Below are 16,059 nucleotides of genomic sequence, written 5' to 3'. Positions count from 1 at the left end.
TTGAACATGCCGAAAAACGCGACCCGGTTTCTCAGTACTGCCCTGGCCTCGGCGTTGTTGCTCAGTGCCTGTTCATCAACGGAGCCTAAACCCTCCACCGACGAAGAAAACCGTCAGCGGATCATCGCCGACCAGTCCCGGATGTATTCCGCCCAGGAACCGGTGACTGCACCCATTACCTTCTACGAAGCCGCCGCCCGGGCGTTGAAGTACAACCTCGACTATCGCCTCAAGCTCATGGAGAGCGCACTGGCCTCGGACCTGCGCGATGTGTCCAGTCACGAGATGCTCCCGCGACTGGTGGCGTCGGCCGGTTACGCCGGGCGCAACAATGATTCCGGCGGCACCTCCATCGGCATCGAAGACCGCCAGATCAGCTTGCGTCCATCGACCTCCGAAGAGCGTTATCGCGAACTCTATGGCCTGGGCCTGAGCTGGAGCCTGCTGGACTTCGGCGTGGCCTACTACCGCACGCAGCAGAAATCCGATCAGATCCTGATGGCCGAAGAGCGTCGGCGCAAAGTCGCGCAAAACGTCCTGCAGGATGTGCGCAATGCCTACTGGCGCGCCCTCGGTGCCCAGCGCCTGATGCCGGAGGTGGACAAGCTGCTGATGCGCACTCACTCCGCGCTAGCCTCCGCCCAGCAAGCCGAGCAACGAGGACTGCTGCCGCGCCAGGAAATCCTCGCCTACCAGCGCGCCCTGCTCGATTCGATCTACCTGCTGACCGTGCGCCGCCAGGACCTGGAATTCGCCCAAGCCGAACTCGCCGCACTGATGTCATTGCCGCCAGGGGCGAAAATGGTCCTGGCCGACATGCCCGATCCACCGCTGCCCGAGGTGCGCCAAAGCATGGCGCAGCTTGAACAGCTGTCCCTGGAGCACCGCCCGGAAATCATGGAAGAGTGGTACCGCAAGCGGGTCAACCAAAAGGATCTGGAAATCGCCAAGGCGCAGCTGTGGCCTAACGTCAGCGTCGATTTTGGCTGGAAGTACGATTCCAACAAATACCTCTACAACAACGACTGGATGGGCACCGGCCTGCAAGTTTCGATGAACCTGCTGCGCCTGCTGCAACTGCCGGCACTCAACGCCGCGGAAAAATCCCAGGGCGAAACCGATGACATGCGTCGTGTCGCGCTGTCGATGGCGATCCTCACCCAGGTGCGGGTCGGTACCTTGCGTTACCAGTTGGCCCGTCAGGAGGTGGAGTTCACCGAAGACAGCCTGCGGGTCGATCGCAGCCTGCTCGACTACGCCCAGGCGGCAAAAACCGGCGCCCTGGGTTCCGAGCTTGAGGTGATTCGTTCCGAAGGCCGTTACCTGCTGTCGCGCTATCAACGTGAAGCGGCGTTCTCCAGTGCCCAGGCTGCCTGGGGCCGTTTGTACAACTCGGTGGGGCTGGACGTGCTGCCCGAAGAGATCGAAAAACACGACATCAAGACCCTCGCCCGGGAAATCCAGCGCACTTTGAACGAACAAGAACAGCAACGTCTGCTCATCACTCAGCAAGGAACGCCGAATGCGCAAAACCGCCCTTGAGTCCCGTTTCGGGGCCCTGTTGTTGGCCTGTCTGATCCTGCCCGTCAACGCCGATGACACCCCGTCGGCCTCAACCCTGGATAGTGCCAGCGCCATTCGCGTGTTGCTGGCCGCCGAGCTGGAAACCACCCTGTCGAGCCAGATGGCCGGGACCCTCGGTGAAATGAAAACCGGTTTCGGTGAACACGTCGCCAAGTCCGAGGTGCTGGCCCGGTTCAACTGCAACGAAGCCGATGCGCGGAGCAAGGTGGCCGCCGCCGAACTGGCCATGGCGAAACAGAATCTGGAAGCGAAAAAGCAGCTGCGACAGCTCAATGCAGTGGGCGATATCGAGGTGTCAGTGGCCGCCACCGAGGTGCAGAAAGCCGACGGTGCACGGGCCATGGGTGTGGCCCAGAGCGGTTACTGCCAGGTGCTGGCGCCGTTTTCCGGGCGTATCGCCAAGGTATACGTCAAACCGTACCAGACCGTCACGGCCGGCACGCCACTGTTCGATCTGGTCAGCGACGGCAACCTGAAGGTGCGCCTGAACGTACCCTCCAACTTGCTGAAAACCCTGAAGCCCGGCCTGCCATTGCAAGTGAGCATTCACGAGACCGGTAAAACCTATCCGGCCCACGTCAGCGCCATCAACTCGCGGGTCGATGCCGTGGCCCAGACGGTCGAACTCGAAGCCAGGCTCGACGAGAAATACCCGGACCTGATCGCCGGCATGAGCGGCACCGCGCGCTTCAATCAAGACGTCCAGCCATGACAATGAACGAGCCGTTGCCCCACCCTCACCTGCTGCTCGAACTCGATGCCCTGCGGGACAAGGCGCTGGCCGCCGATACCCTGAATGCACTGGCGTTCAGCATGGCCAATGACCTGTACCCGCTGCTGCCGTTTCATCAGGCGCTGGTGTTTGCCCAGCATGATTCGTCGCTGGAATTGCTCAACGTGTCCGGCCTTTCCCGGCCCAGTGAAGACTCACCGTATCTGGTGTGGCTGCGCCGCGCCAGTCGCTGGGTGAACACGCAAGTGCCAGAAGGTGAGCCGGTTTGGCTGACCCAGGACAGCACTACGCCACCGGCAGACATCGCCGAAGGTTGGGGTGAATGGTGGCCGTCAGGGCTGTGGTGCGTGCCGGTGCAACACCGCGACGGTCATCGTCTGGGTTTGCTGATTCTGTTGCTGGAGCAGGAACCGCCGGCGATTTTGTGGCAACACCTCAAGGGGCTGGTCAACACCTGGAGTTACTGCTGGGCGGCATTGACCCGGCAGCGGCGCCTCAGCCGCTGGCGCCCCAACCGCAAGCAAATGCTGTTGGGTTTGCTTGTGGTCGGTGCCTTGCTGTTGTTGCCAGTGCGGCAAACGGCACTGGCGCCCACGGAAATCGTGTCGCGACAGGCGCAGATCATCAGTTCGCCCATCGACGGCGTGATCGAACGGATACTGGTACGGCCCAATCAACCGGTCGAGGCCGGGACACCACTGTTTTCCCTCGACGAAACCACCCTGCGCAGCCGCGCCGAGGTGCTCGGCAAGGAAGTCGCAGTGGCCGACGCAGAGTTGCTGGCTGCCAGCCAGCGCGCCTTCGACAATCCGCAGAGCAAAAGCGAACTGACCTTGCTCGAAGGCCGTGCCCAGCAACGCCGGGCCGAGTTGGCGGCAGTGCAGGCGCAGCTCAAACGCACCCAGGTGCTGTCGCCCCGGGGTGGCGTGGCAGTGTTCAGCGACCCCAACGACTGGCTGGGCAAACCGGTAGTCACCGGCGAGCGCATCATGCAAGTGGCCGATCCGACGCAACCGGCAATGCAGATCCAGTTGGCCGTGGCCGATGCCATTGCCCTGGAGCCGGGCGCCGAAGTCACGCTGTTCCTCACCGCGTATCCGCTGACGCCGCTCAAGGGCAAGATCCTCGAAACCAGTTATCAGGCCCGTGCCAGCGATGAAGGCGTGGTCGCCTATCGCTTGCTCGCCAGCATCGACGGTACGCCGGAACATGCGCGACTGGGCCTGCACGGTACGGCCAAGCTCTATGGCGGCCGAGTGATGCTCGGTTACTACTTGCTGCGCCGGCCATTGGCGACGCTGCGGGCGTGGAGTGGCTGGTGATGCTCGACCCGGCTGATATTCCCCTGCCGCCGCTACGCGAGGACCTGCGCCTGAGCGAAGCGGCCCACGGCAGCAACGGCGAACCGGCCTGGGTGATCCAGGACACGGTGGTCAACCGCTTCTACCGCATCGGCTGGCTGGAGTTCGAATGCCTGCTGCGCTGGGGGCAATCGCCACGACAGATCAGCGAGCAGATTGGCGAAGGCACCGCACTGAAGCCGGAGGTCGAACAGATTCTCGATTTCCGCCAGTTCCTCGAACACCATCAACTGCTGCGTGCAGGGCCGGCGGCGCTGGAAAGACTCAAGGCCAAGGGTGAGGAAGGCAGCTGGCTGAGCTGGCGCTGGTGGCTGCACCATTACCTGTTCTTTCGCATTCCGCTGTTGCACCCTCAGCACCATCTGCAGCATCTGGCTCGGGCACTCGCCTGGCTGCTCCACCCTCTGACAGGTCTGCTGGTATTCGCCCTGAGCCTGCTCGGGGTGATCCTTGTGCTGCAACAGTGGGATGTGTTCACCCACGCCGTGGTCGAGTCGTTTTCCACCGAAGGCCTATTCAGTTTCGCCCTGGCACTGATCGTCGCCAAGACCCTGCACGAACTAGGACACGCGCTGGTGGCGACACGTCTGGGTCTGCGGGTCGGGCACATGGGCATTGCCTTCGTGGTGCTGTGGCCGATGCTCTACACCGACACCGGCGAGAGCTGGAAACTCAGCCGCTCACGGCAACGCCTGGCCATCGCTTCGGCCGGGATCATCACCGAGTTGTCCCTGGCCGGACTCTCCACCCTGGGCTGGGCCTTGTGCGACCCGGGTGCGCTGCGTAACGCCCTGCTCTATCTGGCGACCACCAGTTGGCTGCTGTCACTGGCGCTCAATGCCAGTCCGTTCATGCGCTTCGACGGCTACTTCATCCTCTCTGACCTGCTGGACTTCCCCAATCTGCACGAGCGTGCCTCGGCCTTGGCCCGAGTGACCCTGCGGCGCAACCTGCTGGGCTTGCAGGAACCCTGGCCGGAGTCATTTCCGACCGGACAGCGGCGCATGCTGGTGACCTTTGCCATCGTCACCTGGATGTATCGGCTGGTGCTGTTTTTAGGGATCGCCCTGGCGGTCTATCTGTTCTTCTTCAAATTGCTCGGGATCATTCTGTTCATGGTTGAACTGTCCTGGTTTATCGCCATGCCGGTGGTGCGCGAATTGAATCACTGGTGGCAACACCGTGCGGGCGTGCCGCGTGCGCGCAAGATACTGTTCTATGGCGTGCTGGCCCTGATCGTGGCGGGGTTGGCGATTCCCTGGCGCAGCCAGATCGACGCCGTAGGCGTAGCCCGCGCTGAACATCAACTGCGAGTCTATGCGCCCTACCCGGCACGCTTGCAGTCGATCCACGCCAACGGTCCGGTCAAGGCCGGGGAAACCCTGATCGTACTCGACGAGCCGGACATCGCCTCGCGCGTAAAAAGCAGTGAAGCCAACGCACGCAGCTATGAAGCACGCTTGTCCGGCCTGCTGGCCGACCCCGGTGGTTTGCAGGAAGATGCCGTCACCCGCCAGCGCCTCAACGTGCAGTTCGAAGAAGCCCGCGCCGCACGCTCGGAAATCGCCCGGCTCAACCTGCAGACGCCCTTTGCCGGGATCTGGCTGGACGTCAATCCGGACTGGAAACCGGGGCAATGGGTCGGTCGTCAGGAAGCCATGGGCATGCTCGTCGACCCGCGCAGCTGGCAGGTGGATGCCTATGTTGCCCAGGATCAGGTGCATCGCATGGCGATCGGTGATCACGTGCGTTTCTACCCGGACGGTCAAACCACGCCGCTTGACGGGCGGGTCCTGCAAATCGGCAGCACCCGCGCCAGCCAGCTGTCGCACCGCATGCTTTCTTCCCACTTTGGTGGTCCAGTGCCGACCACCTCCGCCGAACATGCGTTGATCCCAAGTTCGGCGTTGTTTCAGGTGCTGATTCAGTTGGACGAACCACTGCCGAGCCTGCGCGAAACCCGCGGGCACCTGAAAATCGAAGGTGAGCGGCGCAGCCTGCTGGCCGATGGCGCAACGCATCTGATGGCGGTGTTCATGCGTGAGAGCGGGTTCTGAGGGGCGTCTATCCCGCCACCACAAACACGATGATCGGCCCGCACACAGCCAACAGCACATTGGAAATCGCATAGCACACGGTAAAACCAATCACCGGGGTGTTGCTGCCGGACTGCTCGATGATCTTGTTCATCGACGCCGCTTCTGTCTGCGCACCCGCCAGACCACCGAACAGGATCATCGGGTGCAAGCGCAGGACATAACGACCGAAGTACAGCGCCACCAGCGGCGGGATGATGGTCACCACGGCCCCGGACAGCAGCAATGCCAGGCCTTGTTCCTTCATTGCGGCAAACGCGGCAGGACCGGCAAGCAAGCCGACCACCGCGCCGAAGGCTGTCAGGCCGAACTCGGAAAACGCCCATTGCGCAGCTGGTGGCAGCGCGCCGACTTCCGGATGACGGGAGTTGTACCAGCCGATCACCAGGGCTGCGACCAACACCCCGCCACCGATACCGAGCTCTACGGGAATCATGCCGATATGGGTCGACAGCAACCCCAGCAGCGAGCCCAGCACCATGCCCAGGGTGTGCATGGCGATGTCGCTTTTGTAGTTGTGTTCACGAATCCGCCCCAACCGCTTGGCCAGCGCTTCGACGCTGGCGGTACGCCCGGTCAGGGTGATCACGTCGCCCCGACGCAACACCGTATTGGGCAGCAACGGCAATTCGTAGCCTTGACGGGTGATGGTGTTGATGAAGCACCCCAGGCGCTCGGTATTGACCAGCCGGCCCCGTGCGGCATGGATGGTCTTGCCGGCGAATTCCGGTGAGGTCAGGACGATGTCCACTTCACGGGTGGGGAACGACAGGGATTCCGGATGGTCGATTTCCGGTCCGAGCCATTGGCTGAGCGTGCCCACCGCATCACGCAAGGCATAGACGCCAACGATGTCACCGGCCATCAGCAGGAAATTCTCGTCGCGGTCGATGACCTGACCGGCACGCACCACACGCTCGAACGTCAGCGACGCATGTTCACGCTCGACATCGGCAATCCGCCGGCCATTGGCCTGGCTATTCGCAGCGACCTGATGGGCGCGCACCACCACACGGGTATAGGGCACGGTGATCGCGTCTTCTTCCTTGGCGATACCCAGTTCCAGCTCCAGCTCCCGGGCTGAGGCCTTGAGATCGACACCGAGCAGTTTCGGCGCAATGCTGCCGACAAAGACAATCAGGCCGATGGTGCCGAACAGGTAGGTGATCGCGTAGGCAATCGCCATGTGGCTGTTGAGCTGGGCCCGGGCGGCATCGTCGATCGACAGTTGATTGATGGCGCTGCTGGCGGTGCCCATGATCGCGGTATCAGTCAGCGCACCGGCCCCCAGGCCCGCCGTGAAACCGGCATCGAATTTGAAGATGTAGTTCATCAACAGGATCGCACCCAGTGCGGTGGCACAGAGCACTACCGACAACAGCACCAGTTTCAGCGTGCCGCGATTGAGACTGCCGAAAAATTCCGGACCGCTCTTGAAACCCACTGCGTAGATGAACATCACAAAGAACACTGACTTCAACCCGGCGGGTACTTCGAGACCGATCTGGCCGATCAGCAAGCCCATCAACAACGCGCCGGCAACCGACCCCAAATGAAAACTGCCGAGGTGGATACGGCCGACGAACACGCCGAGGGCGATGGCCAAAAATACCGCGATTTCCGGGTCAGTCCGCAGGGCGTGGAGAATGAACTCAAGCATGGTGCGGACTCCCTATCGGTGAATTTCAAGATTCCTTCGGTTCTTGCGCAGGCGCCGTGTACCACTTGTCCCTCGGCACCCACTTCTCCTGTTGCGGATCGCCCAGGTAGTGCGGCGACATGATCTGCACGCCGTACTCGTTGAACACGTCCTGGATATTGGCGTGCAGCATGCTCAGCAACACCGCGCGCGGCCGTGGCTGGCTGGGAATGGCCTGGGCGACCAGGCGGTATTCCGGGTAGAAGTCCGACAGTGCCGTCTGGAACACCTGTGGCGGCGGCGATTCGAGGATGCCCTGGGTACGTTTGGCCGCCTCCAGCAACATGCCTTCAACCTGGCGCCATGGCGTGTCGTAGCCGATGGTCACTACCGTGTCGACCACATAACCGGGCCCTTGCACGACCCGTGAATAGTTTTTGGTGACGGTCCCGGTGATCATCGAGTTGGGCAGGGTCAGCACTTCGCCGAGGCCGGTACGAATGCTGGTGGTGAACATGCCCAGTTCGGTCACCGTGCCTTCATGGTCGCCGATGCGCACGAACTCGCCGGGACGCAAGGTGCGGGTGTAGGTCAGGATCAACCCGGCCGCTGCCTGACCAACCACGCTGGAAGCACCCAGCGAAATCATCAGGCCGACCAGCACTGACAAGCCCTTGAACGCATCGGTGCCGGCACCCGGCAGGTAGGGATAGGCCATGGCCAGGGCAAACAGCCAGATCGCCAGGGACGTCAGGCGCTGGGTCGGGCGCAGGGTTTCGTGATTCAGCCAGTTGAAGGTGCCGGGCGTCGCCATGCGCCGCAGCATGCGCTGACTGAACGCTACGACGCCACGGGCGATAAAGAAAATCGCCAGCGCCACACCCAGCCCGGGGATGGCGCCGATAATGCCTTGCAGCAGATATTCGCCGACTTCCAGCAGGTAGCTGTTAAGGCTTTCTCCCCAGGGCCGGGTGTAGGGAAACCGCGACAGGACAAAGCCCAGCCACTCATAGGTGAGCAGCAACACCACGACCCAGCGCACAAACTCCAGTACACGACTGGCCAAGGGGTACAGGAAGCTGGCATCGATCAGTGGAATGCGACCGACCTTCAGCGCCTGGGTGTGTTTATGCATCAGCTCGGGCAGCTTTTTCAGCAATCGGCGACGCAGGTACGACATGCCGAGCAACAGGCCCAGGTAGATACCGGTGGCCAGTACGGCCGCGGCGATTGATCTGAGGATCAATTGCAGACTGCGGGCTTCCTGGGTTTCGCCCACGACCTGGCGTAGTTTTTCCGCCGCCGCGTCGGCAGCCTGCTGCACGGTGTCGAATTCAGTCGGATCGAAATCGTCAGGTGAAACGATGAACGCCCGACGCGAGCCCAACAGCACCATGTAGCTTTTCATGATCGGATCGAGGCTGACGTTAGGAACGTCGTCCTCGTCCAGTGCCTCGGTGATGACCGCCTTGGCCCGCTTGACCCGCACCGCCGGTGCTTCGCCCAGCAACGTCGCGCGAAACACCATGATGCTGCGGTTCGCTACCTTCAGTTCAGCCGGGGCATCGGGCGTTTTTGGCGCGTCTTCGGCCCACAGCTGCACTGACCAGAACATCCCGAAAACAGCAAACAATACAGCGAGCGGCCTGCTCCACATCTATCGGTTCCTTACATCACGAAATTCAGGTCGAGGGTTCCTGTCGGAGCATAGTTCACCGATGAACGGTTGCCAGATTTCGTTCAAGGCGCCTTGAGAGGGAGCAAAAATCCTGCCTCCGGCTCGATCAGGCGGCGTCCTTGTCGCCCAGTGGTTCTTCGACCCACTGCCAGAACAGCTGATAACCCACGGCCAGCACCACTGGCCCGATGAACAAGCCGATGATCCCGCTGGTAACCATGCCGCCCAAGGCACCGATCAACACCACCGGCATCGGCACGTCGACACCACGCCCCAGCAGCAAAGGCTTGAGCACGTTGTCCACCAGACCGGCGACGAAGGAGTAGATCGCAAAAATGATGGTCGCGGTGCTGGCGCCTTCGGTGGCGAAAACGAAGGCGATCACCGGGATCGTCACCAGCGCCACCGGCAACTGCATGATGCCGAGCAACAGCACAGCCATGGCCAGCAGGCCGGCACCGGGAACGCCCTTGAGGACGAAACCGATGCCCACCAGCAGCATCTGGATAAACGCGATACCCACCACGCCGAGGGCCACCGCACGAATGGTTGCGGTACACAGCGCCGCGATGCGCGGGCCTCTTTCCGGGCCGCTGATGCGCGAGGTGATCTGCACCGCGCTGCGTGCACCGGCCCGCCCATGGGCCATGAACACGCCGGCGATGATCAGCGCAAACAGAAAGGTCAGGAAGCCCATGCCGACCCCGGCGAGCTTGCCCAACAGGCTCAGGCTGACGTCCTTGATCTGCGGGATGTACTTAGCCATCAGCCCGGAGAGGTCCGTGGACGCCTGCAGCCAGATCGCCGACAGCGGCTTGCCGATCACCGGCCAGCTGGCGATGGAGTCGGCAGGTGGCGGAATATGGAAGCCGCCTTCCTTGACGACACCGATGGCGCTGGTCACGGAATCGGCAATCGAGGTGCCGAGGATGTAGATCGGAATGACCAGCAGCACGATGGAGACCACCACTATCAGCGTCGCAATCATGCCCTCCTTCTCACCCAATGGTCCCTTGAGCTTCTCCAGCAAGGGATAGAGGGTGATCGCCAGGATCAGCGACCAGAGCATCAGGTCACGAAACGGGCTGAAGATGTCGAAGCAGAACAGCACCAGCACCGCAATCAGTCCCGCGCGTATGAACACATCGAGCAGATTGCGGGAGAAAGTTTTCTCGGACAGAGGGGTAAGCTGCATGAGCGCTTCCTGGCATTGGGGAGGATTAGCCCAGCATAGACGCTCCTGCAAGAGTCTGCGGTAGCCGAGACTTTCGCCAAGCCACAGGCAAAGACAGCACACCGGTTCAATATTCGTACTGCGATCTGCGCAACCATGACGCCTTCACTCCCCCCCGTAAGGACAGTGTCATGGCCATCGCAAAAGCAGTTCCCGGCAAAACCCTGCTGACCCCGACCGACCACACCCTGATCATGATCGACCATCAGTCGCAAATGTCCTTCGCGACCAAGTCGATCGATGCCGTCACCCTGCGCAACAACGCGGCGCTGGTGGCCAAGGCAGCCCGTGGCTTCAAGGTCTCGACCATTCTCACCACCGTTGCCGAGAAGAGTTTTTCCGGCCCGATATTCGATGAGATCAAAGCGGTGTTCCCCGAACACAACATCATCGACCGCACCAGCATGAACACCTGGGAAGACGAGCGTATTGCCGTCGAAGTGAACCGGATCGGCAAGGCGAAAATCGTCCTCGCCGGCCTGTGGACCTCGGTATGCATCGTCGGCCCGGCGCTGTCGGCCATCGACCAGGGTTTCGAGGTCTATGTGATCGCCGACGCCTGCGGTGACGTCAGCACCGAAGCCCATGAAATGGCCATGCAGCGCATGATCCAGATCGGCGCCCGTCCCATGACCTCCCTGCAATACCTGCTGGAACTGCAACGGGACTGGGCGCGCAGCGAGACCTATGACGAGACGGTCAGAACTTCGATTGCCAATGGCGGCGCTTATGGCCTGGGGCTGATCTATGCCAAGACCATGTTTGGTGCCTCGGAAGGCCACTAATACGGCCCCCTGTAGGAGCGAGCATGCTCGCGATGAGCGCATGGACAACACGGAGTGTCTGAGGCCCCGCGTTATCGTTGACGACCATCGCGAGCTTGATCCTACAGGACGGTGGAAAACCCGCCCCTTGTGGTGAACGAATGATGATGTGTGATTCGCAAGACCTCCGCGCAGGTTTGCCGTTGTGGTTATCGCTATTGCTGGCCGGTACAACTGGGAGCGCATGGGCCGACGAGTCCGCCCAAGGTTTTATCGACGGCGCAACCCTGGGCGTGCTCAGTCGCAACTTCTACCTCAACAGCGATTACCGCACGCCCTCGCCGTCCGGCAAGAGCTACAAAGCCGAATGGGCGCAAGGCTTCATCAGCTCCTTTGAATCCGGTTTCACCCAGGGCACCGTGGGTTTTGGCCTCGACGCCCATGGGTTTCTCGGGATCAAACTCGATGGCGGCAAGGGCCATTCCGGTACCGGCCTGCTGCCAGTGGACAGTGATGGTGAAAGCGCCAGCAACTATTCAAGCGGCGGCGGTGCAATCAAACTGAAAAGCTCGAAAACCACCCTGGCGTTCGGCGAAATGCTGGTGGAAACCCCGGTGTTCGACACCGCCGACAAACGCCTGCAACCGGAATACGCCACCGGGTTTCTCTTCGACAGCCGCGAAATCGACGGGATGAACCTGCAAGCCGGGCACTTCACCGCGTTCAAGAATCAGGACAGCGCGTCGAGCAAGGGCGACTTCTTCGGTTACGGGGCCAATACCGAGGCCGGTGGCATTTCCTTTGTCGGTGCCGATCTGTTCACCGACAGCCCCGTGGGCGGCGCGCTGTATGCCTCGGAACTGACGGACACCTGGCATCAGTACTACGGCAACCTGCACTTCAAGCAGTCGAGCGTATTTCTCGACGCCAACGTCTATCACACCCAGGACACCGGCCGGGCGCTGGCCGGGGCGATCGACAATACGGCGTTCAGCCTGTCCGGCCAGTACTCGGTCGCCGGCCATGGCTTTACCCTGGCCTACCAGAAGATCGACGGTGATACGCCGTTCGATTTTGTCGGTGGCGATTCGATCTATCTGGCCAACTCGATCAAATACGCCGACTTCAATGGCGCACACGAACAATCCTGGCAGGCGCGCTATGACTTCGACCTTGCGGTGCTGGGCGTGCCGGGCCTGAAGTTCATGACGCGCTACGTCAGGGGCAGCCAGATCGACGGCACCCACGCACCGCAAGGCGGCGCCTATAACCCGTTCAACGACACCACTGGCACCTACGAGCCCCAGCAAGGCGACGGCGGCAAACACTGGGAGCGGGACATCGACCTGCATTACGTGGTGCAGTCCGGGGCGGCCAAGGGCTTGTCAGTGCAACTGTCCCACGTCTCGCATCGGGCCAACGCGGCCCAAGCCGGCGATGACATTGACCGGGTCTACGTTGTCATCCAGTACCCGCTGGCGTTCGGGCCGTTCTGAGGGGAAAAGTGGCGGAAGGCAGCCGGAGTCGAACCTGCCCGGGAACGGATGCCGTCCCCAACCGGGTTTGAAGCCCGGCCGCGCCACCGGGCGCGATTGCCTTCCTTGAATCAGGCCTCTGTGCGTTGAGCCAGGGCGTTGTCCGTACGGATCTGCCGACGATCACCGAAACGTCGGGTCAGGCCGATACGGTCGAAGTATTCCAGAATCTGGATGCTGCGCTTGCGCCCCAACCCCACGGCATCGCGAAACGCGGTGACCTGAATATCCGGGTCGGCGTTCGCCAGTTGCACAAGCATAGCCGCCATTCGTCGCAGCAACGCGTCGGTGTAAAACAAGTCGCGCACCACTTGATGCAGCAAGCCCAGGCGCGCCATTTTGCGCAGCAGTGCGCGCACCACCGTTTCGTCATGCCCAAGGTCACGCACCCAGGGCGGATTGAAGCCGGCAGCCTCGAACTGTGGTTGCAGTTGCTGCCACAGCAACTGGTCTTCATCACTCAAGCGCACCTGGTGTTCGGGCAGATGCAACCACGGCCCGCTGCTGGCGATGGCGCTGCTGGCCAGTAACTCGTCGAGCAAGCTGATGAAAACCGGACGGGCCAGTGGGCTGCCGCTGAATCGGCGCAGGCGATCGCGGTCGGGGCCCATTTGATCGGGTTCGAGTTCATGAAAACGCGCGAGATGACCCAGCAGTGGTGCTTTCAGGGCTTCCCAATGTGCCCGGCTGAACAGTAGCGGACCTTGCCGGGTGTCGACCATGCGCACGTCAGCGGGCAACTGCCAATGGCTGCGCGGCTGGTTGAACTGGCGTTCCAGACGTTGCGGATCAACGCCGGATTCGCTGTGAGCCAGCAACGCCGGCAATACCTCTTCAAGACGGACGGCGCCGACCAGCGCCTGCAACTGCGCCAGCCGTTCCGGGCTACGCCGTTGTCGGGTCGGTGCGAACGGATCGACTACCCGTCCACCTCCAAGGGTACGCTGGGCACTCTGGTCGCGCAGGATCAGCGGGTCACCCTTGACCGCGTGCACTGGCGTATTGAGCAGCAGCTGCGCGAACATCCGTTCACCCGGTGCCAGGCTCGAACCCTCCAGCAAGGCCACGCGCCCGGTGACGTCCTGGGTGCCGATGTGCACATGCACGGGCTGGAAATGTTCGAACGAACGCAACTCGCCGGGCAGCAGATGCAGATCGATATCCAGGCGTTGGGTCGGCGCGTACAGCCCCTCGCCCAGCAACCAGTGGCCACGGTGAATCTGCTCCAGTGCCAGGCGTTCGGCACTCAGGTTCAAAGCCACGCGCTCCCCGGCGAATGCCCGTTCTGCCAGCTGATTTTGTGCGTGCAGGCCGCGAATGCGCACCGGTTTGCCTTGTGGCCCGAACAGCAGCGTGTCGCCGACCGCGACCTGCCCGGACAACGCGGTGCCGGTGACCACGATGCCGGCACCGGCGACACTGAAGGCGCGATCGATGGCCAGCCTGAAACCGCCCTCGCGGCTGCGTTGCTGCACGTCGCGTTGCGCTTGCAGCAGGTGTGCACGCAGCGTCTCCACGCCTGCGCCGGTGATGCTCGACAGTGCAATCAAAGGCGCGGCGGCGTAGGGCCCGGGGGCCAACAACGCCCGTACTTGCTCCTGCACCTCCAGCACCCTGCCCGCATCGACCCGATCACATTTGCTGATTGCTACCAGCGCCTGCGGGATACCCAGCAACTCGACAATCGCCAGATGCTCACGGGTCTGCGGCATCACGCCGTCATCGGCGGCCACCACCAGCAGCACCAGATCGATGCCTTGCGCCCCGGCGAGCATGTTATGGGTGAAGCGTTCGTGGCCGGGCACGTCAATGAACCCGGTCAGCGCCGCTCCCTGCTCCAGCGCGGCATAGCGATAACCGAGGTCGATGGTCATGCCCCGTTCGCGCTCTTCGCGGCGGGTGTCGCCGGCCTGACCGGTCAGTGCCTGCAGCAATGCGGTCTTGCCGTGGTCGATATGCCCCGCCGTGCCGACGATCACCCTGCCCGGCCCTCCACCGGCAATTGCTCTAGTTGCGCCAGCCAGGCCGTTTCATCATCCAGCTGCCGCAAATCGAGCCACAAGGCGTCGTCATCAATGCGTCCCAGCACGGCAATCGGCAATTCACGAAACGCCGCCTCCAGCTTCAGCAAGGATCGACCGCGTAGACGCTTGGAGGTCAGCGGACGCAGGCACAATGCCGCGCTGGCGAGCCGCGCCACGGGTTGGCTGCCGCTGCCGATCATGCCCAGCGCGGGCATGGCGCTGACACTCCAGCCTGCGCCCAACACGTTGGCCAGGGTCGGGCGCAGACGTTCGGCCTGGGCGAGGATGTCGGCCTGAGGTCGGGTCAACAGGCGCAGGCTGGGCAACTTCTCCGCCAGGCGATCCGGGTTGCGGTACAGGTTCAGCACCGCTTCAAGCGCAGCGAGGGTCAGTTTGTCGACCCGCAGTGCGCGTTTGAGCGGGTTTTTCTTGATTTTGCTGATCAGCTCTTTGCGCCCGACGATCAACCCGGCTTGCGGGCCGCCGAGCAACTTGTCGCCGCTGAAGGTGACGATGTCCGCGCCATCGAGCAACGCCTGGCGCACCGTGGGCTCAGCAGGTAGGCCCCAGCGCGTGAGGTCCAGCAGGCTGCCACTGCCGAGGTCTTCGAGCAGTGGCAGGCCATGTTGATGGGCGATCTGCGCCAGCGCTGCGGTGTCGACGCGGGTGGTAAAGCCTTGAATGCTGTAGTTGCTGGCGTGTACACGCATGATCAAGCCGCTACGCGGGCCGATGGCCGCCTCGTAATCACGGGCGTGGGTGCGGTTGGTGGTGCCGACTTCGTGCAGCTTCACCCCGGCGCGGGCCATGATGTCGGGAATGCGAAAGGCGCCACCGATCTCGATCAGTTCGCCCCGGGAAATGATGCCTTCCTTGCGTGCGCCCAGGCTATTGAGGGTCAGCAACACCGCCGCCGCGTTGTTGTTGACCACGGTCACCGCTTCAGCGCCGGTCAGTTCGCGGATCAGGCCTTCGATCAGATCGTCACGGTCACCGCGCTTGCCGCTGTGCAGGTCGAATTCCAGATTGAGCGGATAGCGTGCGGCCATTTGTACGGCTTCGATGGCGGCGTCCGGCAGCAAGGCTCGGCCGAGGTTGGTATGCAATACGGTGCCGGTGAGGTTGAACACCCGACGCACCTGGCTGCGATGCTGCACGTGCAGGCGCTCCCCCACTCGCCCCGCCAGAACCTCGGGGCCGACTTCTGCCGGCGTCAGTTCACCCCGTTGCAGACCCTCACGCAGCTCATCCAGCAATTGCCGCAACGCCGCCAGCAACGCCTCGCGCCCGTAGCGTTCGAGCAACGGCTGGCACGCCGGGTGACGCAGCAGGCTGTCGATGGAAGGCAGATGCGGTGCTTGGCGGGTAACACTGGAAGGCATCAGGCGCTCCTGAAATCGAATGACCGTCG

11 protein-coding genes and 1 tRNA gene are annotated in these 16,059 nt (G+C 62.4%); 6 read left to right on the top strand and 6 right to left on the bottom strand.

The features are described from left to right. Positions 1-6: 6 nt before the first annotated feature. Genes EIY72_RS17310 through EIY72_RS17295 form a run of 4 tightly spaced genes read left to right on the top strand, consistent with a single transcriptional unit; the run spans position 7 to position 5,735 of the window. Complete coding sequence (locus tag EIY72_RS17310) at positions 7-1,542, top strand: TolC family protein (protein WP_093220813.1); 1,536 nt, start codon at positions 7-9, stop codon at positions 1,540-1,542. Next, the gene (locus tag EIY72_RS17305; protein ID WP_093220801.1) at positions 1,523-2,296 is read left to right on the top strand and encodes an efflux RND transporter periplasmic adaptor subunit; all 774 of its coding nucleotides are present in this window, start codon (positions 1,523-1,525) and stop codon (positions 2,294-2,296) included. Before EIY72_RS17310 ends, EIY72_RS17305 begins: the two co-directional genes overlap by 20 nt. Then, positions 2,293-3,639 (top strand): efflux RND transporter periplasmic adaptor subunit, encoded by a 1,347-nt coding sequence (locus tag EIY72_RS17300; RefSeq protein WP_197678835.1) that lies wholly within the window; start codon positions 2,293-2,295, stop codon positions 3,637-3,639. Before EIY72_RS17305 ends, EIY72_RS17300 begins: the two co-directional genes overlap by 4 nt. After that, positions 3,639-5,735 (top strand): site-2 protease family protein, encoded by a 2,097-nt coding sequence (locus EIY72_RS17295; protein WP_093220792.1) that lies wholly within the window; start codon positions 3,639-3,641, stop codon positions 5,733-5,735. Before EIY72_RS17300 ends, EIY72_RS17295 begins: the two co-directional genes overlap by 1 nt. A 7-nt stretch (positions 5,736-5,742) precedes the next feature. Here EIY72_RS17295 and aspT read toward each other — a convergent pair whose 3' ends face one another. The 3 genes from aspT to EIY72_RS17280 all read right to left on the bottom strand — a co-directional run bounded on the left by aspT (position 5,743) and on the right by EIY72_RS17280 (position 10,286). Continuing rightward, on the bottom strand, positions 5,743-7,434 hold the full coding sequence (aspT, locus tag EIY72_RS17290; protein WP_093220788.1) for an aspartate-alanine antiporter: 1,692 nt from the start codon (positions 7,432-7,434) through the stop codon (positions 5,743-5,745). 25 nt (positions 7,435-7,459) lie between these two features. Further along, complete coding sequence (locus EIY72_RS17285; RefSeq protein WP_093220784.1) at positions 7,460-9,070, bottom strand: mechanosensitive ion channel family protein; 1,611 nt, start codon at positions 9,068-9,070, stop codon at positions 7,460-7,462. Positions 9,071-9,197: 127 nt separating this feature from the next. Further along, the gene (locus EIY72_RS17280; RefSeq protein WP_093220779.1) at positions 9,198-10,286 is read right to left on the bottom strand and encodes an AI-2E family transporter; all 1,089 of its coding nucleotides are present in this window, start codon (positions 10,284-10,286) and stop codon (positions 9,198-9,200) included. Between the two features lie 170 nt (positions 10,287-10,456). Between EIY72_RS17280 and EIY72_RS17275 the strand changes: the two genes are divergently transcribed. Beyond that, positions 10,457-11,110 carry a hydrolase gene (locus tag EIY72_RS17275; protein ID WP_093220773.1) on the top strand — a complete coding sequence of 218 codons (654 nt, stop codon included), beginning with the start codon at positions 10,457-10,459 and terminating at the stop codon, positions 11,108-11,110. A 143-nt stretch (positions 11,111-11,253) separates the two neighbouring features. Further along, positions 11,254-12,585: an OprD family porin gene (locus EIY72_RS17270; RefSeq protein ID WP_093230514.1), complete on the top strand. Its 1,332-nt coding sequence runs from the start codon at positions 11,254-11,256 to the stop codon at positions 12,583-12,585. A 9-nt stretch (positions 12,586-12,594) separates the two neighbouring features. On the opposite strand, the gene EIY72_RS17265 is transcribed toward EIY72_RS17270, so the two are convergent. The 3 genes from EIY72_RS17265 to selA form a co-directional block, all read right to left on the bottom strand. After that, a tRNA-Sec gene (locus tag EIY72_RS17265) sits at positions 12,595-12,690 on the bottom strand. A 5-nt stretch (positions 12,691-12,695) separates the two neighbouring features. Further along, positions 12,696-14,603, bottom strand: coding sequence for a selenocysteine-specific translation elongation factor (gene selB / locus EIY72_RS17260; protein WP_093220770.1), 1,908 nt, complete (start codon positions 14,601-14,603; stop codon positions 12,696-12,698). Next, positions 14,600-16,030, bottom strand: coding sequence for an L-seryl-tRNA(Sec) selenium transferase (gene selA / locus EIY72_RS17255; protein WP_093220767.1), 1,431 nt, complete (start codon positions 16,028-16,030; stop codon positions 14,600-14,602). Before selA ends, selB begins: the two co-directional genes overlap by 4 nt. Positions 16,031-16,059: the final 29 nt, after the last annotated feature.

This window comes from Pseudomonas vancouverensis, from assembly GCF_004348895.1.
Classification (GTDB): domain Bacteria; phylum Pseudomonadota; class Gammaproteobacteria; order Pseudomonadales; family Pseudomonadaceae; genus Aquipseudomonas; species Aquipseudomonas vancouverensis.
This window is presented reverse-complemented; position numbering and strand designations above follow the sequence as displayed.